The organism is Luteimonas sp. Soil_C_5 (genome assembly GCF_057656615.1).
On record NZ_JBDGKA010000003.1, the window covers coordinates 192,447 to 214,202 of the forward strand.

12 protein-coding genes and 1 tRNA gene are annotated in these 21,756 nt (G+C 67.9%); all 13 read right to left on the reverse strand.

Annotation, left to right across the window (positions count from 1 at the left end; all coding sequences use genetic code 11):
- Positions 1–17 precede the first annotated feature (17 nt).
- The 13 genes from AC3A5K_RS09335 to AC3A5K_RS09395 all read right to left on the reverse strand — a co-directional run bounded on the left by AC3A5K_RS09335 (position 18) and on the right by AC3A5K_RS09395 (position 21,595).
- Positions 18–94: transfer RNA gene (locus AC3A5K_RS09335), tRNA-Pro, on the reverse strand.
- Positions 95–145: 51 nt separating this feature from the next.
- The gene (locus tag AC3A5K_RS09340; RefSeq protein ID WP_096209477.1) at positions 146–502 is read right to left on the reverse strand and encodes a MerR family transcriptional regulator; all 357 of its coding nucleotides are present in this window, start codon (positions 500–502) and stop codon (positions 146–148) included.
- Entirely contained in the window at positions 495–806 is a 312-nt protein-coding gene (locus tag AC3A5K_RS09345; RefSeq protein WP_487617249.1) for an integration host factor subunit alpha, read from the reverse strand. Before AC3A5K_RS09345 ends, AC3A5K_RS09340 begins: the two co-directional genes overlap by 8 nt.
- Positions 807–827: 21 nt before the next feature.
- Entirely contained in the window at positions 828–3,203 is a 2,376-nt protein-coding gene (gene pheT / locus AC3A5K_RS09350; RefSeq protein WP_487617250.1) for a phenylalanine--tRNA ligase subunit beta, read from the reverse strand.
- Positions 3,204–3,326: 123 nt separating this feature from the next.
- On the reverse strand, positions 3,327–4,337 hold the full coding sequence (gene pheS / locus AC3A5K_RS09355) for a phenylalanine--tRNA ligase subunit alpha (protein WP_487617251.1): 1,011 nt from the start codon (positions 4,335–4,337) through the stop codon (positions 3,327–3,329).
- A gap of 169 nt (positions 4,338–4,506) precedes the next feature.
- Entirely contained in the window at positions 4,507–4,866 is a 360-nt protein-coding gene (gene rplT, locus AC3A5K_RS09360; RefSeq protein ID WP_487617252.1) for a 50S ribosomal protein L20, read from the reverse strand.
- 13 nt (positions 4,867–4,879) lie between these two features.
- Positions 4,880–5,077 carry a 50S ribosomal protein L35 gene (gene rpmI / locus AC3A5K_RS09365; protein WP_487617253.1) on the reverse strand — a complete coding sequence of 66 codons (198 nt, stop codon included), beginning with the start codon at positions 5,075–5,077 and terminating at the stop codon, positions 4,880–4,882.
- A gap of 345 nt (positions 5,078–5,422) precedes the next feature.
- Positions 5,423–6,013, reverse strand: a complete 591-nt coding sequence (infC, locus tag AC3A5K_RS09370) for a translation initiation factor IF-3 (protein WP_487617254.1) — start codon at positions 6,011–6,013, stop codon at positions 5,423–5,425.
- A 24-nt stretch (positions 6,014–6,037) separates the two neighbouring features.
- Positions 6,038–7,945, reverse strand: coding sequence for a threonine--tRNA ligase (thrS, locus tag AC3A5K_RS09375; protein WP_487617255.1), 1,908 nt, complete (start codon positions 7,943–7,945; stop codon positions 6,038–6,040).
- 328 nt (positions 7,946–8,273) lie between these two features.
- Entirely contained in the window at positions 8,274–9,449 is a 1,176-nt protein-coding gene (locus AC3A5K_RS09380) for an HlyD family type I secretion periplasmic adaptor subunit (protein ID WP_487617256.1), read from the reverse strand.
- Positions 9,446–11,614: a type I secretion system permease/ATPase gene (locus AC3A5K_RS09385; protein ID WP_487617257.1), complete on the reverse strand. Its 2,169-nt coding sequence runs from the start codon at positions 11,612–11,614 to the stop codon at positions 9,446–9,448. The genes AC3A5K_RS09380 and AC3A5K_RS09385 overlap by 4 nt, the downstream gene beginning before the upstream one ends.
- Positions 11,611–12,831, reverse strand: coding sequence for a TolC family protein (locus AC3A5K_RS09390; RefSeq protein ID WP_487617258.1), 1,221 nt, complete (start codon positions 12,829–12,831; stop codon positions 11,611–11,613). Before AC3A5K_RS09390 ends, AC3A5K_RS09385 begins: the two co-directional genes overlap by 4 nt.
- A gap of 337 nt (positions 12,832–13,168) precedes the next feature.
- Positions 13,169–21,595: a BapA/Bap/LapF family large adhesin gene (locus tag AC3A5K_RS09395; protein ID WP_487617259.1), complete on the reverse strand. Its 8,427-nt coding sequence runs from the start codon at positions 21,593–21,595 to the stop codon at positions 13,169–13,171.
- Between the last annotated feature and the right edge of the window lie 161 nt (positions 21,596–21,756).

A 21,756-nucleotide genomic window follows, 5' to 3' on the forward strand; every position in this document is an offset into this window, starting at 1 on the left:
GGCGGGCCTTCGAAATTTGGTCGGGGTAGCCGGATTCGAACCGACGACCACTTGTCCCCCAGACAAGTGCGCTACCAGGCTGCGCTATACCCCGGAATCTGGAAATTATACCGGCAAGCGGCCGCTTCGCCCATCTAAATCGCGCTCAGCGCTTGAGCAGCTGCAGGACGTCTTCAAGCTCCATGCGCACCTGGCGCACGATCTGGTTGCTCAGCGCGGATTCCTGCTTCGCACCTTCGCCTTCGAGACGCAGACGCGCGCCGCCGATCGTGTAGCCCTGCTCGTACAGCAGACCGCGGATCTGGCGCACCATCAGCACGTCGTGGCGCTGGTAGTAGCGACGGTTGCCGCGGCGCTTCACCGGCTCGAGGCTGGGAAACTCGGTTTCCCAGTAGCGCAGCACGTGCGGCTTCACGTCGCAGAGCTCGCTGACCTCGCCGATGGTGAAGTAGCGCTTCGCCGGAATCGGCGGCAGTTCGCGGTTGCTGCCCGGATCAAGCATGTGCCGCTCCCGCGGTGCCGGTGTAGGCCTCGACGCGTTCCTTGAGCTTCTGCCCCGGACGGAAGGTGACCACGGTGCGCGCAGAGATCGGAATCTCCTCGCCGGTCTTCGGGTTGCGACCCGGCCGCTCGTTCTTGCGGCGCAGATCGAAATTGCCGAAGCCCGACAGCTTGACCTGACGGCCCTGCTGCAGTGCCTCGCGCAGGACGTCGAAAAACGCGTCGACGAATTCCTTCGCTTCGCGCTTGTTGAGGCCGACTTCCTCGTAGAGCTTCTCGGCCATGTCCGCCTTGGTCAACGCCACGCCGCTACCCCTTTTCCAACTTCAGCTTCGGAGCGTCGCGCCATGCTCACGCTGCAACGCGGCGACTACATCCGCGACGACCACATCGACATCGCGGTCGGTCAGAGTGCGGGAACTTTCCTGCAGAATCAAGCCCATGGCGAGACTCCTGAACCCGGATTCGACCCCCTGCCCGGCATAACGGTCGAAGAGCCGCACATCGGCCAGCAGGGGACCGGCCACCGCACGCACGGTGGTCTCCAGCGCCGCCCAGTCGACCGCGTCAGGCGCAACGATCGCCAGGTCGCGGCGTACCGACGGGAACTTGGACAGCGGCGCGATCCGCGGCAGCGCACGCGCCTGCAGCGCACGCGCGTCGAGTTCGAACGCCACCACCGGCTGCCCGATATCGAGCGCACGCAGCAGGCGCGGATGCAGCTCACCGATCCAGCCCACGCGCGCGCCGTCACGCAGCACATCGGCCGAACGTCCGGGATGCCCGTGCGGCGCGGTCGAGCGTGCGAACGCCAGACGCGTTCCGGCGACTGCGGCGAGGGCTTCCAGATCGCCCTTGAGATCGAAGTAGTCGACCGGACGTTCCTGATCGCCCCACTGCTCGGTCGCGGCGTGCCCTACCACCGCCGCGGCAACGCGCAGCGTTTCGACAGGCGCCGCGTCGTGCGCCGTCGCCCGGGTGAAGACCTTGCCCAGCTCGAACAGTCGCACCCGCGACTGCTGGCGCGCGAGATTGCGGCCCAGCGTATCGACCAGACCGGGCAGCAGCGCCGTGCGCATGACGCCCAGCTCGCCGCTCAGCGGATTGGCCAGCGGCACGCTGCCGGCATCCGCCTGCCACGCGGCGAGCAGCGCCGCGTCGACGAAGGCGAAGTTGACCGTCTCCAGGCAATCGCGCGCGACCATCTGCCGGCGCAGCTCGGCCTCGGCCACCTGCGTTTCGCTGGGGGCGGCGATACGCGTGGCGCCGCCGGGCAGCGTGGTGGGCACGCGGTCGTAGCCGTGGATGCGGACGACTTCCTCGATCAGGTCTTCCTCGATCGCCAGATCGAAGCGCCGGGTCGGCGCGGTGACCTGCCAGCCCTCGGCATCGGCGACGACGTCCAGCCCCAGCGCGCGCAGGATGCGCGCCACGTCGGCATCGTCGATCGACAGGCCGAGCACGCGCTGCAGGCGCGCACGACGCAGCGCGATGATGCGCGGACGCGCCAGATGCGCGTCCAGTTCCGCCGCGACCACGGGCCCGGGCACGCCGCCAGCGACATCGAGGATCAGCCGCGTCGCGTATTCGATCGCGGTACGCGGGAGCTCGGGGTCCACGCCGCGCTCGAAGCGGTGCGCGGCATCGGTGTGCAGGCCGAGACGGCGGCTGCGGCCGATGATCGCATCGGGCGCGAAATGCGCGGATTCGAGGAACACGCTGCGCGTGCCGTCGGTGACCCGCGTGTCGAAACCGCCCATGAGACCAGCCAGCGCGACCACGCGGTCGGCGTCGGTGATCGCGAGGAACTGTTCGTCCAGCGTCACGTCGCGGCCGTCGAGCAGCTTCAGCGTTTCGCCCTTGCGCGCGCGGCGCACGCCGACCGGGCCCTGCAGCAGCGCGCGGTCGAACGCATGCATCGGCTGGCCGAGTTCAAGCATCACGTACTGGGTGACGTCGACGAGGAAGCTCACCGGGCGGATGCCGCTGCGGCGCAGGCGCTCGGCCATCCACACCGGCGTCGGCCGGGTCGCGTCGACACCGTCGACGACGCGGCCGAGATAGCGCGGCGCATCGGCGCCGGCGTCCAGCGTCACGGCGAGTTGCGCATCCGACTGCGCAGCAACGGGCGCGGCTTCGAGCGGGACGACCTCGCTGCCGAACGCGGCAGCCACGTCGAACGCGATGCCGCGCACGCCGAAACAGTCGGCGCGATTGGGCGTGAGCTTCAGCTCGATCGCGGCGTCCGGCAGGCCGAGGTAGTCGGCCAGCGGCGTGCCGACCGGCGCGTCATCGGGCAGTTCGAGCAGGCCGGATCCGTCGGCGTCGATGCCGAGTTCCTTGGCCGAGCACAGCATGCCGTTGGAATCGACACCGCGCAGCTGCGCGGCCTGGATCGTGAGTGTGCCGACGGTCGTGCCGATCAGCGCCAGCGGTGCGACCAGGCCCGGACGCGCGTTCGGCGCGCCGCAGACGATCTGCAGCACCTGTCCACCGGCGTCGACCTGGCAGACCTGCAGCCGATCGGCTTCGGGATGCTTCTCGGCCGAGACGATGCGTGCGACGACGACGCCGTCCAGTGCTTCGCCCAGCAACGTGATCTCTTCGACCTCGAGGCCGATCGCGGTGAGCGTCGCGGCGAGCTGCTCGCGTGTCGCATCGGTCTTGACGTGCTGGCGCAGCCAGTTTTCGCTGAATTTCATTTTGAAATTCCGTGATTCGTGATTGGGTATTCGTGATTCGGACAAGCAGCGGGGCCGTGATCGGTAGACGTGCGAGTGATCCGCTGCTTCGAATCACAAATCACGAATCACCAATCACTGCCCTCAGGCGAACTGCCTGAGAAAGCGCACATCGTTGTCGAAGAACGCGCGCAGATCGTCGACGCCGTAGCGCAGCATCGCGAAGCGCTCAACGCCGAGGCCGAAGGCGAAACCGGTGTAACGCTCCGGGTCGATGCCGACGGCCTTGAGCACGTTCGGATGGACCATGCCGCAGCCCAGGACCTCGAGCCAGCGCGTGCTGCCGTCGGCCTGCTGCCAGGCGATGTCGACCTCGGCGCCGGGTTCGACGAACGGGAAATAGCTCGGGCGGAAGCGCATTTCGAAGTCGCGCTCGAAGAATGCGCGGACGAACTCGCTCAGCGTGCCCTTGAGATCGGCGAATGTTGCGTGCTCGTCGACCAGAAGGCCTTCGACCTGGTGGAACATCGGCGAATGCGTCTGGTCGCTGTCGGAGCGGTACACCTTGCCGGCCGCGATCATGCGCAGCGGCGGCGCGTGCTCGCCCATGTAGCGCACCTGCACGCCGGAGGTATGCGTGCGCAGCAGGCGCGCGATCCCCGCGCCGTCGGGCGGGAAATAGAACGTGTCGTGCATCGCCCGCGCCGGATGGTGCGGCGGGAAGTTCAGCGCCTCGAAGTTGTGCCAGTCGTCCTCGATCTCGGGACCGTCGGCCAGTTCGTAGCCCAGGCGCCCGAAGATGTCGGCGATGCGCTCGAGCGTGCGGCTGATCGGATGCACGCCGCCGCGTACGCCATCGCGCCCGGGCAAGGTCACATCGAGCGTCTGGGAGGCCAGCTTCGCATCGAGGGCGGCATCGTCGAGTGCGGTCTTGCGCTGCGTGAGCGCCGCGCCGATCGCGTCGCGCGCGCGGTTGATCGCCTCACCCGCCGCCTTGCGCTGGTCACCGGGCAATGCGCCCAGGGCCTTGAGCTGCGCGGTGATGCTGCCGCTCTTGCCGAGCAGGCCGACGCGCAACGCTTCCAGCGCGTCGGGCGTATCCGCCGCGGCGATGTCGGCAAGTGCCCGGGTCGACAGAGATTCGATTTCGCTCATCGCACTACTAGCCCGTCAGTCGTGGAGGATTCCGCAGGCGGCACGGCCGACGGCCGGCGCGGGAATGCTCGGGTGCCGAAAACAACAATGGGGAAGGACTTGCGCCCTTCCCCACGTGACCGCCGGACGGATCCGGCGGTAGTACCGCTTTACGGTGGAGACAGCAGCCTCAGGCCGCCAGCGCATCCCGCGCCTTGTCGGCGAGTGCGGAGAAGGCAGCGGCATCGTGCACCGCGATATCGGCCAGAACCTTGCGGTCCAGCGTGATACCGGCCTTGAGCAGACCGTTCATGAAGCGGCTGTAGCTGATGCCGTTCAGACGTGCGGCCGCGTTGATACGCGTGATCCACAGCGAACGGAAATCGCGCTTCTTGAGCTTGCGACCGATGTACGCGTACTGGCCGGCCTTGATGACGGCCTGCTTGGCGACGCGGAAGACCTTGCGACGGGCGTTGTAATAGCCCTTCGCGCGGCCGAGAACCTTCTTGTGACGACGGCGTGCTTGGACGCCCCGCTTGACTCGTGCCATGGTTCAGTCCTCCTCAGAGATACGGCAGCATGCGGTCGAGACGACCCGAATCACACGCCGGAATGTGGTTCGTCTGACGAAGACCGCGCTTCCGCTTGGTCGACTTCTTCGTGAGGATGTGGCTGCGGTTTGCGTGGCCGGCCTTGTACTTGCCGGACGCCGTCTTCCGGAACCGCTTGGCGGCACCCCGGTGCGTCTTGATCTTGGGCATTGCGAGAGTCCTTGTGGGATACGAGTACTGACTGGGCGGTGGCTGGTGCCACGCTTTCCGTCCTGCCCATGTCGGTGTTAAGCCTTTGATCCCACGAGGGAATCCAGGCGGGTCCTGGATGAATCTTCCACCCCGGCGGACCGGGGAGCCGCGCATTATGCCGTGCGCGGCTTTGGCTTGCAAATCATCGGCTTGGCGACGGTCATGCAGCCCGCTTTCGCGGGCCCGACCGGCCTGCAGTCTCCCCGCGGCCCGATACGCTGCCCGCGCGACCCCGGAAACGAAAAAAGGCGCAACCCGCAGGCTGCGCCCTCTTCGTGACCGGACCGCAGCCTGTCGGCTGGATCAGGTCTTTTTCTTCGGCGCAATCATCATCACCATCTGCCGGCCTTCCAGGCGCGGGCGCGATTCGATGACGATGTCCTCGCCCAGGTCGGCCTCGATGCGCAACGCCATCTCGCGGCCCAGCTCCTGGTGGCTCATCTCGCGACCACGGAAGCGGATGTTGACCTTGATCTTGTCGCCTTCCTCGAGGAAGGCACGCATCTTGCGCAGTTTGATCTGGTAGTCACCTTCATCGGTGACCGGCCGGAACTTGAGTTCCTTGATCTCTTGCTGCTTGGTCTTCTTCTTGGCCTCGTTCGCCTTCTTCTGCAGGTCGAACTTGAACTTGCCGAAGTCCATGATCTTGCAGACCGGCGGATCCGCGTTCGGCTGGATCTCGACCAGGTCGAGACCTTCCTCCTCGGCAGCCTTCAGCGCATCTTCGCGCGAGAGGACGCCAATCATTTCTCCGTCGGAACCGATCACGCGTACGCGAGGTACGCGGATGTCCTGGTTACGCCGATTCTGCTTGTCAGGGGTGCTAATACTGCAATCTCCAAGATGGAACAAACCGCCGGCTCGCCAACCAACGGGGCGACCGGCACGATCCATGATGGACCGGCGCCGGTGAAGGACTCATGCTGACACAGGCGTCGCGCGGATGCGCGAAACGAAGTCGTCGATGGACATCGTGCCCAGATCTTCCCCGGACCGCGTCCGCACGGCAATCGCACCGTTTTCCTTCTCGCGGTCTCCGACCACGACCAGATACGGCACCCGCTGCAGCGTGTGCTCGCGGATCTTATAGCCGATCTTCTCGTTCCGCAAATCGGCCTCGATCCGGACTCCTTGATTTGCAAGGGTTTTCCGAACCGTCTCCACGAAATCGGCCTGGGCGTCGGTGATATTCATCACCACCGCCTGCACCGGGGCCAGCCAGGCGGGGAATGCGCCGGCGTGGTGCTCGATCAGGATGCCGATGAAACGCTCCATCGAACCGACGATCGCACGGTGCAGCATCACCGGCACCTGCTTCTGGCTGTGCTCGTCGACATACTCGGCGCCGAGGCGGCCGGGCATCATGAAATCGACCTGCATCGTGCCGAGCTGCCAGGTGCGGCCGATCGCGTCCTTGAGGTGGTATTCGATCTTCGGGCCGTAGAACGCGCCCTCGCCCGGCAGTTCTTCCCACGCGACGCCGCAGGCCGACAGCGCATTGCGCAGCGCGGCTTCGGCCTTGTCCCAGGTGGCGTCGTCGCCGAGACGCGATTCCGGACGCAGCGCGATCTTGATCTGGATGTCGTCGAAACCGAAGTGCGTGTAGACCGCCAGCGCCTGCTGATGGAACGCGGTCACTTCCGATTCGATCTGCGACTCGGTGCAGAACACGTGGCCGTCGTCCTGGGTGAAACCGCGCACGCGCAGGATGCCGTGCAGCGCGCCCGAGGGCTCGTTGCGATGGCAGCTGCCGAACTCGCCGTAGCGGATCGGCAGGTCGCGGTAACTGTGCAGGCCTTGGTTGAAGATCTGCACGTGGCCCGGGCAGTTCATCGGCTTGACGGCGTAGGTGCGCTTCTCCGACTCGGTGAAGAACATGTTGTCCTTGTAGTTGTCCCAGTGGCCGGACTTCTGCCACAACGACACGTCGAGGATCTGCGGGCAACGCACTTCGCCGTAGCCGCTGTCGCGATAGACGCCGCGCATGTGCTGCTCGACGACCTGCCACAGCGCCCAGCCCTTCGGATGCCAGAACACCAGGCCCGGCGCCTCTTCCTGCAGATGGAAGAGTTCCTGCTGCTTGCCGATGCGGCGGTGGTCGCGCTTCTCGGCTTCCTCGATGCGCTGGATATAGGCCTTGAGCTGCTTGGCATCCGCCCACGCGGTGCCGTAGATGCGCTGCAGCTGTTCGTTCTTGGAATCGCCGCGCCAGTACGCACCGGAGATGCGCGTGAGCTTGAACGCCTTGAGGAACCGCGTGTTCGGCACGTGCGGGCCGCGGCACATGTCGACGTATTCCTGATGGTGGTACAGGCCCATTTCGGTGATGTCGGCGGACATGTCGTCGATCAGGCGCAGCTTGTAGTCCTCGCCGCGGGCCTTGAACGTTTCGATGACCTCGGCGCGCGGCGTCATCTTCTTGATGACGTCGTACTCGGTGTCGATCAGCTCGGCCATGCGCGTCTCGATCGCCGCCATGTCTTCGGGCGTGAACGGCCGCTCGCTGTAGATGTCGTAGTAGAAGCCGTCGTCGATCACCGGGCCGATGACCATCTTGGCGTCCGGGTACAGCTGCTTCACCGCATGGCCCACGAGATGCGCGCAGGAGTGGCGGATGATCTCGACGCCTTCGGCGTCCTTCGGGGTCAGGATCTGCAGCGTCGCGTCGTGATCGATGACGTCGGACGCGTCGACTTGGCGGCCATCGACCTTGCCGGCGACGGTGGCCTTGGCCAGGCCCGGGCCGATCGACTGGGCGACCTCGAGGACGGAAACGGGCTGTTCGAATTCGCGGCGGCTGCCGTCGGGGAGCGTGATCGTGATCATGGGAACCGGAATCTGGGAGGAGGTCGTGGCGGACGGGACGGGTCCGCCGGCTGCGGGGCAGCCATAAAAAAAGCGCCGCAAAGGCGCCTTCGGGAAGCGGCCTTCGAGCGATCAGCGCTGGAGGGTGGTAGTGCTCATGTCACACGCTCGGCCGGCATTTCTGCGGGCCACCTGGTGCTGGTTCGGGATGCGTCGAATGGTAGCGCAAGCCGCAGACCGCAACCAGCGACCCCGCTGCCGGCCGGGAGGCGCCTGACGACGATGGCCGCGGGTGCCGCTCGCAGTGGTCGGAGGCCCCCATCCGGGCGTGATGCCGCGGCCCCGACCCTCAGCGCTCGCGCAACGCTTCCCCGGCGCGGTTCAGCGGCTTCATCAGGTAGCTCATGATCGTCTTGCTGCCGGTATGGATGTCGGCAGTGGCCACCATGCCGGGGAAGATGCGGAACTCGCGCCCCGCGGCATTGAGCAGATGGTCGCGCTCGGTGCGGACGAAGACCCGGTAGTAATAGATCTCGGGTTTGACCTCGTCCTGGATGGTGTCGGGCGAGATCATCGCCACTTCGCCTTCGAGTCCGCCGTAGATGTGGTAGTCGTAGGCGGTGATCTTCACCACGGCGCGCTGGCCGGGATGCAGGAAGGCGACGTCGCGCGGAGACACGCGGGCTTCGATCAGCAGTTTGTCGTCCAGCGGCACGATTTCCAGCAGCTTTCCATTCGGCGGAACCACACCGCCTACCGTCGTGACCTCCACGTTCTTCACGATGCCCCGGACCGGCGAGACGATCGTCGAGCGCTGCAGCGCATCGGTCCGCCCCCGGGTCACGGACTGGAATTCGAGCACCTGTGCATTGGCGTTCGCGAGTTCCTCGCGCGCGGTCACGAGGTACTGCGTGCGCAGGTCGGTGATCTTGTTCTGCAGTTCGTTCGCCTGCCGACGCAGGCGCAGCAGTTCGACATCGCTGGCTGCGCCGCGCGCCACCAGCGGCGCGGTCAGGCCGATTTCCTGGTTGACGAGCGCGAGGGCGCGGCTCAGGCCCGCCGTGGTTTCGTGCAGGCTTTCGCGTCGGGACTGGTAGAGCGCGGTTTCCGCCTGGACCAGCTGCGGGTCGTGCTGGACCTGCGCCGGGAACACCAAGGCCTCGCCCCCCACCTCCGCCTGGAGCCGCGCCGAGGTCGCCAGCGCGGCGCGCATGCGCGATGCGCTTTCCTCGACGGTCGCCTCCGCACGGGTGGGGTCGAGATGCACCAGCACCTGCCCCGGCTCCACGACGTCGCCTTCGCGCACGTGCAGCTGGGCGACGATGCCGCCTTCGAGCGACTGCACGACCTGTTCGCGCGAGGTGGGCACGACGCGCCCGGTTCCCGTGGTCACCTCGTCGAGTTCGAATGCGGAGGCCCACGCCAGCAGCGCACACAGGCAGGCCACGGTGGCCCAGACCACGCGCGAGGCCAGCGGCGCCGGCACCCGATCCCGCCCCAGGCTGTCACCGAGTTCCCGGCTCATGCCCGTCGCCCCGGGTCGGCGGGCACACCGCGCCGCGGGCGGGCCACGGCCGGACGCACCAGCACCTCGTCCTTCGGGCCATCGCGCACCACCCTGCCCCCGTCGACGACCACCACGCGATCCACCCACTTGAGCACCGCCGGGCGATGGGTCGCCACCACGAGCGTGCGCGGCGCCAGCCAGTCCTGCAGATTGTCGATAAAGCGGCTTTCGCTGGCTTCGTCCAGCCAGGCCGTGGGTTCGTCGAGCAGCAGGACCGTGGGCGCGCGCACCAGGGTTCTGGCCAGCAGCAGCATCTGCCGCTGGCCGCCCGACAGGCCGCGACCGCCCTCCTGGATCATGTAGTCGAGCCCTTCGGGCAAGGCGCGGACCACGGCATCGGCGCCGCTGTGGGTCAGCGCCCGCAGCAGATCGTCGTCGTTGGCGTGCGGCATGCCCATGGTCAGGTTCTCGCGCAGCGAACCGAAGAACAGGCTGGCCTGCTGGTTGAGCAGCGCGATGTCGCGGCGGACGTCCATCGGATCGAGGACCGAAGTCTTCACGTCGTCCAGCAGGACCTGGCCGGCCTGCGGAAACTGCATGCCCGCCAGCAACTGCAGCAGGGTGGACTTGCCGGCGCCGTTGCGACCCAGCAAGGCGATCTTCTCGCCTGCCGCGATCTGCAGCTGCTTGACCTCGAGCACGGGCCGCGAGGCATCCTCGTAGCCGAACCGCACGTCCTTGAGCGCGTAGGCACCACGCAGCGCCGGTCGATGCACGCGCACGCTGCGTTCTGGCTGGTCGACGGGACGCTTCATCAGCTCGTCAAGTCCCTCGCGCGCGACCTTCGCCTGCTGCCAGCGCACCATGACGCCGGTCATCTGCCCCAGCGGCGCCACCATGCGCGAGGCCAGCATCGAACTGGCGACGAGCACACCGACCGACAGCTCGCCGGCCATGACCGCGTAAGCGCCCACCAGCACCACGCAGGTGTAGACCAGCTGCTGCACCTCCTGGGTCCATGCGTTGAGCACGCCGGTCAGGCGCCGGGTGCGCATGCCCACGCTGGCGGTCGTCTCGTTGAGATGGTTCCACTGGTTCTGGAACCGCGGCTCGGCCCGCAGCAGCTTGATGTCGTCCATGTTCTGGACGGTCTCGACCAGCATGGCGCTGCGGATCGAGGACTCGCGCATGCCTTCCCGCGACAGTCGGGCCAGCGGCCGCTGCGCCAGCAGCCCGGGGATCAGCAGGACCGGCAGGGCGGCCAGCGGCACCAGGACCAGATGCCCGCCGATCATCCAGATCACGCCCAGGAAGAGCACGAAGAACGGCAGATCGGAGATCGCGCCGATGGTGGTCGAAGTGGTGAGTTCGCGGATCTGTTCGAGCTCGCGCAGCTGGGCGACGAAACTGCCGGTCGACTTCGGCCGCGCATCGTTGCGGATCCGCAGTGCATGGCCGAACACCCGATCGGAAATCCGCAGGTCCGCACGCCGCCCCACCAGATCCGAGATGTGCGTGCGCAGTACGCGCATCAGGAACGCGAAGCTCAGCGCGATCAGCAAGCCGCCGAACAGCACCCACAGCGTGGGGGTCGACTGCGCCGGAATGACCCGGTCGTACACCTGCATGGTGAACAGCATCGCAGCCAGCGTGAGCACGTTGGCCACCGACGATGCGAGCATCACGTCGAGATAGCGCGGCCATTCCTTCAACGCCGCCTTGAGCAACCAGTCCGACTGCCACGGCTTGATGTATTCGTCCACGCGGGCGTCCGGCACCGCGGACTGCGGCTTGACCAGCAGTACGCGCCGCGCCCGACCCAGGAGGTCGTCCTGCGCGAGGACGGTCACCAGTCCACGCTCGCCGCTCAGCCGCACACTGACGCGCCCGTCGGCATCGATCTGCTCGATCACGCCGACCAGGCCATCGCCCAGGTCGACGATCATCGGCAAACGCCAGGGATCCAGCATGCCGGGCACGATGCGGTCGAAGACGGCGACCAGCCCCAGCTGCCGGGCCATGTGGTCGATCACGTCGTCCAGCGCACCATCGCGTGCGCGCCACTCCGCTTCGACGTGCACGCGCTCCTGCGAACCGTCCACGCGGTAGTGGCGGGCGACCGCGAGCAGCGCGTCCAGCCACGGCAAATGCGCGGAGAGCGCGGTCGACTGCGGGTTCGTCATGGCTGGACTCCGATGCGATCCGACATCGCGGTATGGGATGCCGCGGCGTCGAGTCCGAACGCGGTACGGGCGGCGCCGCTCGCCAGCAGATAGGCCAGGCGGGCACGCCACAGGTCGTGACGTGCATTCTCGAGATCTTCCGCGGACTGGCCGATTTCCTGCTCGGCGTTGAGCAGGTCCAGCACATTGCGCGTGCCCAGGGACAGGTACTGGTCCCAGTACAGCGCGCGGGTTTCGACGATGCTCGCCACCCGCCGCTCCAGGACATCGATCCGGTTTTCCAGACCTGCGATCTGTTCGCGCTGCACGCGCACGGCGTCGAGCGCCAGCAGGCGCTCGGTGCGCAGCTGCTCCTCGGCGACCTCCAGCGCGCTCGCGCTGGCGCGCGCCTGGGACGCCACCGCGCCGCCCTGGTAGAGATCGCTGCGTACGGCCACCAGCGCATTGCTGTAGGTCCGCCGCCCGTACAGGTCTTCGTACCGTTCGCCCGCTGTGCCCAGCCGGTGGTTCGCGCTCGCTTCGAGGCTGATCGTGGGATAACGCTGTGCGCGCGCGTTGCGCAACAGCGCCTGCGCTTCCTCGCGCCGGGCCCGCGCGATCTGCAGCGCCGGCAGCTGGTCCACATCCACGTCGGACGGCGCCGTGTCCACCAGGCCGTCCGGCATGTCCGGGATCGGCCGCATCGCCTCCGGCCCGACATAGGTTTCGAGGCGACTCCGCCATTGCGCGATCTGCGAACGGGCGGCGAACAGCCGGGCCTGCACGGCCTCGACACGCGCACGCGCCTGCAAGGGATCGCTGCGCGTCGCCGCGCCGGCTTCGGCACGCAGACGGGTGATTTCCTCCACGCCTTCGAGTGCGCCGATCTGCGTCGTCAGCGTGTCGTGCAGCGCCTGATGGCGATGGATCTCGATCATCGCGTGGACGGTCTGTTCGATCACCTCATCGATCGCAAGCCGCAAGGCGGCACGCTCCCGTTCCTCGCCCGCCCGTTCGCGGGCCACGGCGCTGCCGGTCTTGCCGAAGTCGTAGAGCATCTGCGACAGCCCCACGGTCGCGACCTGTCCGGTGCCGAACTCACCCTGTTGACCGTTGGTGACCTCCGCCTGCACACGCGGCCGGTAGCCGGCACGCGCCGCCTCGACCAGGCTTGCCTGCTGGTCGATGGACGAGCGGGCGCCCGCGATCGCGGGATAGCCCGCGACCGCACGCTGCACGGTGTCCCGCCAATCCAGCGCGGGGCCGGCATCGGACGTGGGGGCATCCGCCTGCCAACCGGGTGGGTGCCCGCGACGCCCGTCAGGGGCGGCCCGAAGCAAGGCAGGGCCCGTCTCCGGTGCCACGACCGGGCGAAGCGACACCCCACTTGCACTGGCCTGCGTCGCCAACAGGACACAGGCGAACACGCCCCATCTGCACACATGCGCGGCCGTCAATCAGACCTCCATCGATCCGGGCGCCTCAGCACCCGTGCGTCCGACGACCGGCCCGTTTCGAGGCCGGTCCGGACACCGGATGTGGGCCGGGCAACGCGACATCTGCCGGACGGCGCGGTCACAGCGCACTGACCGTCGATTGCGACAGCAGGACATCCATGTCTTCTTCCTGGCGCAACGGCGCACCGTAGTCGACGTCCTGCGGCAGACGCTCGGCGAATGCCGGCGTCGAGGCGTCCAATGCGAAAACCGTGTCGCCTTCGCCGCGGACCAGCAGGGGGGCATCCGTCCCGGTATCGGCCAGCAGCGTCGACATGTCGTAGTCGTTGGCCGCCTCGGCGACGCCGGCGTCTGCACCTGCGTCGTCCATCGCAAGCGCGTCCAGGTCGTAGAGGTTGACCACGCTGTCGACGCCCGCGCCGGTGGGCTCGATCGTGACGACCAGCGAACCCTCGTCCGTCTGTCCGGTGGGATGCACCAGGCGATAACCGAAGGTGTCCTGGATCGCATCGGTGAAATGCGGCGTGTCGCCATCGCCATCCGGCGTATAGGTGTAGCCGCCGCCCGCACTGACCGTGAGCGTGCCGAAATCACCTCGCACCGTGACCGATCCGCCGGCAGCGACATCCACGTACGCACCGCTTGCGCTGTCGAAGATCTGGAGCTGGGTGAAGCTCGAGCCCAGCACATCGTTGGCGAGGAGATTGCCCGTCGCCCCCGCCACGTCCGCGACTTCGTACTGGTCGAGATACGTGACATCGACATCGATGCGCACGCTTGTGCTCGCGCCAAGGACACCGCCAGCCCGGGCCTGGAACCGGTAGGTGCCGGGCCCCAGATCCAGCGATGCGAGATCGATCGAAGCGACCGTGCCAGTGACGCCGAGGACAACGCTGTAGTTCTGGACAAAGACGTTCGTCCACGCGCCGGTGGATGTCTGCTGCTGGACGGCCAGAGAGCCGTTCGCCAGTGCCGACACCAGCAGACTCGTCGTCGCCGTACCCGACAACGCCATGTTGTCGGTCACGTTGAAGGCTGCGCTGTTGAAGGTCCGCGTCGGACTGAGCACGCTCAGCACGAGGTCGGCGTTCGCGTTGAAGAAGTCATCGGTGACGTTGATGAAATTCACCGCCGCCGCGGCGCCATCGTCCGAGGCGGCGAAATCGAAGGTCGCGGGCGCGCCCGGATTCGCATCATCCCAGACCAGCTCGACGTTGCCGCTGTCGATCCGCACGTACAGCGTCGCCGTGGCGGACTGGTTGGTGACCGGATCGAACACCGTGTACGTGAACTGGTCGACCTGTCCGATGTTGGTCCCGGATACGTTCGGCTGATAGGTGTACGCGCCGTTCTGATCGATGGTGAGCGTGCCGTACAGACCCGTCACTGGCGTACCGCCAGCGGCAATCGTGGTGCCCTCCACACTCTGGACGATGGTCGTAGCGGTGACCTGGTCGACCTCTCCCGATCCATTGGCATCGGTGATCACGTTGCCGCTCACTGCGATCGCTTCGTAGCCCTGGATGTCGGTGTAGTCGTAGTCGATGCCCGACACACCCAGCGTCGTCAGCAGGGAGACCCCGACCCCATCGTTCGACAGGAATGCGCGGTACTGGCCTTCACCCAGTGTCTGCTCGACACCGATGCTGCCGCCGCTGAGCAGTCCGAGCGACAGGATGGTCGCCTCGCCGGGTGATCCGTCGACGGGGGTCCAGCGGCCGGTCTGCGCATTCCACTGCTGGATGACGACGCGGTAGTTGCCGAGCAGGCTGACGTCCAGCAGCCCGCCATAGGTGAAGGTCAGATCGCGCCCGTGATCGGGCTGGATCTGGAACTCCAACGTCGGCCTGCCGAGAACGGTGGCCTGGAGATCCAGTCCTGCGAGCCCGAGCGAAACGCCGACGAGATAGCTCACGCTCGAGGGCGCGATGGCGGCCGCCGTGGGAATGATGGCGATCTGACCGCTGACCAGATTGTCGAAGGCCTCGAGAACCGGGACATCCGGGATATCGGGCGCGAAGAGCGATGTCGGAACGGACACATTGCCCGCCGCGTCGGTCGCGGTCACGGTGAGCGCTTCACCCGCCGTCAACGGCGGCGTCAGCGTGATCGCGTAGCGGCCATCGGTGCCGGCCACGGCCGTCCCCAGCGAGACACCGTCCGCGTCGCGCACGGTCACTGTCGAGCCGATCTCGGCCACACCACTGACCTCGTCGCCGCCGGCGCTGATCACCGCGCTGGGGGCATCCGGGGCTTCGGTGTCACCCAGGTCGGGCGCAAACAGTGCGGTCGGATCGGAGACATTGCCGGCCGCATCGGTCGCGGTCACGGTCAGCGCTTCACCCGCCGTCAGCGGCGGCGTGAGCGCAATCGAATAGCGACCGTCGGTGCCGGCGATGATCGATCCCAACGCGATTCCATCCGCGTTGCGCACGGTCACGGTCGAGCCTGCCTCGGCCAGACCACTGACGGCGTCGCCAGCCGCACTGATCACGGCGCTTGGCGGCGCGGGCGCAACGGTATCGGACAGGTCGGGCGCGAACAGCGCGGTCGGATCGGAGACGTTGCCGGCCGCATCGGTCGCGGTCACCGTCAATGCCTCGCCCGCCGTCAGCGGCGGTGCCAGCGGAATCGTATAGCGACCGTCGGTACCGGCCACGATCGAGCCCAGCGGCGTGCCGTCCGGGCCCAGCACGGTCACCGTCGAGCCGACCTCGGCCACGCCGCTGACCGCGTCACCACCGGCACTGATCACCGCGGACGGCGCCGCCGGTGCTTCGGTATCGGACAGGTCGGGCGCGAACAGCGCGGTTGGATCGGAGACGTTGCCGGCCGCGTCGGTCGCGGTCACAGTCAGCGCTTCACCCGCCGTCAGGGGGGGTGTCAGCGGAATCGTGTAGCGACCATCGGTGCCGGCCACGATCGCGCCCAGCGACGTGCCGTCCGGGCCCAGCACGTTCACCGTCGTGCCGGCTTCGGCGACGCCGCTGACCGCATCACCGGCGGCGCTGATCACGGCGCTCGGCGCTGCAGGCGCATCGGTATCGGAGAGGTCCGGCGCGAACAGCGCGGTCGGGGCGGAGACGTTGCCGGCCGCATCGGTCGCGGTCACCGTCAGCGCCTCGCCCGCCGTCAGCGGCGGTGAAAGCGGAATCGTGTAGCGGCCATCGGTACCGGCGACGGTCGCGCCCAGCGAGATGCCGTCCGGGCCCAGTACGTTCACGGTCGTGCCGGCCTCGGCCACACCACTGACCGCGTCACCGGCGGCGCTGATCACGGCGGTGGGTGCATCCGGTGCTTCGGTATCGGAGAGGTCCGGCGCGAAGAGCGTCGTCGGATAGGACTCGAGCCCACCTGCATCGGTGGCGGTCACCGACAACTGCTCGCCTGCGGTGAGCGGCGGACTGAGCGTGATCGAATACTGGCCGTCGCCTCCCACCAGCTGACTGCCCAGCACAACGCCAGCCGCGCTGTAGACATTGACGGTCGTGCCCGCCTCGGCGGTCCCGCTGACCGTATCGCCCGTGGCATTGATCTCCGCAGTCGGCGAATCCGGCGCGGAGGTATCCGACAGGTCCGGCGCCGTCGCCAGGGTCTCCGCGGATTCGTTGCCGGCGGCATCGGTCGCCGTCACGCTCACGATTTCGCCCGCCACCAGAGCAGGTGCGAGCGTGATGGTGTAGCGGCCATCGGTGCCGGCCAGGCCTGTCGCGATGAGAACGTCATCAGCATCGTAGACGTTGATCCGCGCGCCCACTTCGGCCGTACCACTGACGGAATCGCCTGCCGCGCTGATCGCCGCAGTCGGTGCGTCCGGCGCGACGATGTCGGTGAGGTCCGGCGCGAACAGCGTCGTCGGCAGCGATGTATTGCCGGCCGCGTCGGTCGCGGTCACCGTGACGGTCTCACCCGCGGTGAGCGGCGGTGCAAGGTTGACGGTGTAGCGGCCATCGGTGCCGACGAGCGCTGTTCCGACGACCGAGCCGTCCACGATAACGTTGACGCGTGCACCGATTTCGGCCGTACCACTGACCGCATCGCCCGCTGCGGTGATCACGCCGACCGGCGCATCCGGCGCGGTGGTATCGCTCAGGTCAGGCGCGAGCACGGTGGTGGCCGGCGATTCATTACTGGCGGCGTCGGTCGCCGTCACCGTCACGGTTTCCCCCGCGATCAGCGGCGGCACGAGTTCGATGGTGTAGCGGCCATCTCCTCCGGCCACCCCCGTTGCGACGCGCGTGCCATCGGCGCCGTAGACGTTGACCGTCGCCCCCGCCTCCGCCGTGCCACTGATCGAATCGCCCGTCGCGCTGATCAAGCCGGTCGGCGCTTCGGGCGCGGTGGTGTCGCTCAGGTCCGGTGCGATCAGTGTCGTCGGCAGGGACACGTTGCCCACCGCATCGGTCGCGGTCACGGTCACGGTCTCACCCGCGATCAACGGTGGCACGAGCTCGATGGCGTAGCGGCCATCGGTGCCGACGACCACTGTGCCGATGACCGTTCCGTCCGCGTCGATGACGTTGACTCTTGCCCCGATCTCGGCCGTACCACTGACGGCGTCACCTGCCGCACTGATCACCGCAACCGGTGCGTCCGGCGCAGTGGTATCCGTCAGATTCGGCGCCGTCAGGCTCGTCGGGGCGGATTCGTTGCCGACCGCGTCGGTCGCGGTCACGGTGACGTTCTCGCCTGCGGTCAGCGGCGGCACGAGATCGATGCTGTAGCGGCCATCGGTCGCGGCGACCGCCGTGCCGATGATATTGCCGCCGGCATCGATGACGTTGACCCGCGCGCCGATCTCGGCGGTACCGCTGACCGCATCGCCTGTTGCACTGATCACGGCGACCGGTGCGTCCGGCGCGGTGGTGTCCGTCAGGTCCGGTGCGATCAATGTCGTCGGTGCGGAGACGTTGCCGGCCGCATCGGTGGCGGTCACCGTTACGGTTTCGCCCTCGGTCAGCGCCGGCGAAAGCGCGATGGTGTAACGACCGTCGGTGCCGGCGACCTCGGTGCCGATGACAGCGCCGCCGGCGTCGTAGACGTTGACCGTCGAACCTGCCTCGGCCGTGCCGCTGACCGAATCGCCGGCCGCACTGATCACGGCGACCGGCGCATCCGGCGCCGTGGTGTCGGTGAGGTCGGGTGCGGTCAGCAGCGTTGCGCCGGACTGGTTGCCCGCCGCATCGGTCGCCGTCACCGACAAGGCTTCCCCGGCGATCAGGGGTGGATTGAGCAGGATGGTGAACTCGCCGCTAGCGCCGGCCACGACGATGTAGAGGACGCCGCCATTCGCGTCGTAGAGCGTCACCCTTGCATCGGGCTCGGTCGTGCCGGTCAAGACGTCACCGTCCGGGCCGATCACCGCGGTCGGCGGCTCGGGCGCCACGTTGTCCGACAGGTCCGGTGCCACCAGGGTGGCCGGCGCGGACTCGTTGCCCGCGGGATCGGTCGCCGTCACCGTCACCGTTTCGCCCGCGACCAGAGCGGGCGACAGCGGGATGACGAAGCTGCCATCGCCGCCCGCCACGACACTGCCGATGGACATGCCACCGGGCCCGTAGACCGTGACCGTCGAGCCCGGTTCGGCCTGGCCGCTGACGCTGTCGCCCGCAGCGCTGATCACGGCCGTCGGCGCGTCCGGTGCGTCGTCATCGATCACCACCGGCGCATTCAACGCGGTCGGACCGGACTCGTTGCCCGCACCGTCGCGTGCGGTCACGGTCAGCGCCTCGCCTGCCGTCAGGGCCGGCGTCAGCGTGATCGTGTACCGGCCGTCGGTGCCGGCCACATCGGTGCCCAGCGGATTACCGGCCGCGTTGTAGACGGTCACGGTAGCGCCGGCTTCCGCGATGCCGGTGACAGTATCGCCTGCGTCGTTGATCACGGCAGACGGCGCCGCCGGCGCTTCGGTGTCGGACAGGTCGGGTGCGAACAGCGCGGTCGGATCAGAGACGTTGCCGGCCGCATCGGTCGCGGTCACCGTCAGCGCTTCGCCCGCCGTCAGCGGAGGGGCCAGCGTAATCGTGTAACGACCATCCGTACCGGCCACGATCGCGCCCAGCGATGTGCCGTCCGGCCCCAGCACGTTCACGGTCGTACCGGCCTCGGCCACACCGCTGACCGCGTCGCCGCCGGGACTGATCACGGCAGTCGGCGCATCCGGCGCATCGGTGTCGGAGAGGTCCGGCGCGAACAGCGCGGTCGGGTCGGACACGTTGCCGGCCGCATCGGTTGCGGTCACTGTCAATGCTTCGCCCGCCGTCAGCGGGGGCGAAAGCGGAATCGTGTAACGACCATCGGTGCCGGCGACGGTCGCGCCCAGCGACGTGCCGTCCGGGCCGAGCACATTGACGGTGGTACCGGGCTCGGCCACGCCGCTGACCGCGTCACCCGCGGCGCTGATCACGGCGGTCGGCGCATCCGGCGCGTCGGTATCGGAGAGGTCCGGTGCGAAGAGCGTCGTCGGATAGGACTCGAGCCCACCTGCGTCGGTGGCGGTCACCGACAACTGCTCGCCTGCGGTGAGCGGCGGGTCGAGCGTGATTGAATACTGGCCGTCGCCTCCCACCAGCTGACTGCCCAGCACGACGCCAGCTGCGCTGTAGACATTGACGGTCGTGCCCGCCTCGGCGGTGCCGCTGACCGTATCGCCCGTGGCATTGATCTCCGCAGTCGGCGAATCCGGCGCGGAGGTATCCGACAGGTCCGGCGCAGTCGCCAGGGTCTCCGCGGATTCGTTGCCGGCGGCATCGGTCGCCGTCACGCTCACGATTTCGCCCGCCACCAGGGCAGGCGCGAGCACGATGGTGTAGCGGCCTCCCGTGCCGGCGACACCTGAGCCGATGATTCCGCCATCCGCGTCATAGACATTGACGGTGGCGCCGACCTCGGCCGTGCCGCTGACCGAATCGCCCGCTGCGCTGATCGCCGCGGTCGGTGCGTCCGGCGCCGTCACGTCGCTCAGATCCGGTGCCACCACTGTCACCGGCGGCGACTCGTTGCCGACCGCATCGGTCGCGGTCACGGTGACGATCTCGCCCGCGGTCAACGCGGGCGACAGACCGATGGTGTAGCGGCCATCGGTGCCGGCCCTGCCGGTGCCGATGATGTCGCCGCCGGCGTCGTAGACATTGACCGTCGCACCGACCTCGGCCGTGCCGCTGACCGAATCGCCAGCGGCATTGATCACCGCGGTCGGCGCATCCGGCGCGGTGGTGTCGGTCAGGTCCGGCGCAATCACCGTCGTTTCCGCCGATTCGTTGCCGACCGCGTCGGTCGCGGTCACGGTCACGGTTTCGCCCGCGGTCAGAGGCGGCGACAGAGCGATGATGTAGCGGCCATCGGTACCGGCGACGGCCGTACCGAGCACATTCCCGGCCGCATCGAAGGCGTTGACCGTTGCGCCGACTTCGGCGGTGCCACTGATCGCATCGCCTGCCTCACTGATCACGGCCGTCGGCGGTTCGGGCGCCTGGTTATCGGTGAAGTCCGGCGCGGACAGAGTTGTCGGCGCGGATTCATTGCCCGCGGCGTCGGTCGCGGTCACGGTGACGGTTTCGCCAGCGACCAGCGGCGGGACGAGGGGAATCGTGTATCGGCCGTCGGGGCCGGCCACCGCACTGCCCAGCAGATTGCCGTTGGCGTCGTAGACGTTGACGGTGGCGCCGGGTTCGGCGGTGCCGTTCACCGCATCGCCGGCTGCGGTGATCACCGCATTCGGGGCGTTGGGCGCCTCGTCGTCGGTCAGGTCGGGGGCGGTGACCGCAGTCGGGGCGGAGACGTTGCCGGCCGCATCGGTAGCGGTCACCGTCAGCGCCTGGCCCGCTGTCAGAGGTGGATTGAAACTGATCGTATACGCGCCATTGGCCCCTGCGACGGCAGTCCCCAGCAGCGCGCCGCCAGCGTCATAGACGTTGACGGTGGAACCAGCCTCCGCAGTTCCCCGCAGCGTGGCGCCTGCAGCATCGAACTGCGCGGTCGGTGGTGCGGGAGGTGTGGTGTCCACCGGCGGCGGCGGTGGGGGCGTAGGCGGCGCTGACCCGCCGCCGCCACCGTTACCCCCTCCTCCCCCGCCTCCGGCAGCAGCCGCGCCGATTGCCAGCGCGCCCAGGCCGAGACCGATTCCGAGCTTCGATCCGCCCGAGCCGGCAGCTGCCTCGGCAGCCGCAGCCGTCGCGCCATCGGCCGACGACGCCGCGAGAGCGGACGCCACCGGAATGGTCTCGTCCCCGACCAGCAGGAACCCGCCGGTCTCCGGGTCCACACGCAGCCACCACAGCGCATTGTTGTGGTCGCGCAGCACCAGCTCGCTGGTCTCGCCGCCGGCCTCCCCTGCGAAGTAGTTCGCAATGACGATCTGGGTGCCGTCCGTCAGGACCACCACCAGGTCCAGACCGCCTGCCCCTCCGCGGGAAATGGTGCGGACCTGGTCCGGGTCGAGCTCCAATGTCACCGTGGACGCCGCGTCGAGCAGGATCGGTTCCTGGATCGAAACTTCGCGCGAAACGCCCGTCGCCTTCACCACCACCGTCGCAGTACTGGCCATATACACCTCATGCACGTTCGAGATTGATCGTCGGGCGGCGACGGACAGTGCGTGATGGAGTGCACACCGGATGTCGCACGCGTTTCGCAGATAGTCGACTAGAAACTAGGGGCAAAACTGCGGAACCCGATCACAAAAAAATAGTGCATGTAGACATTTTG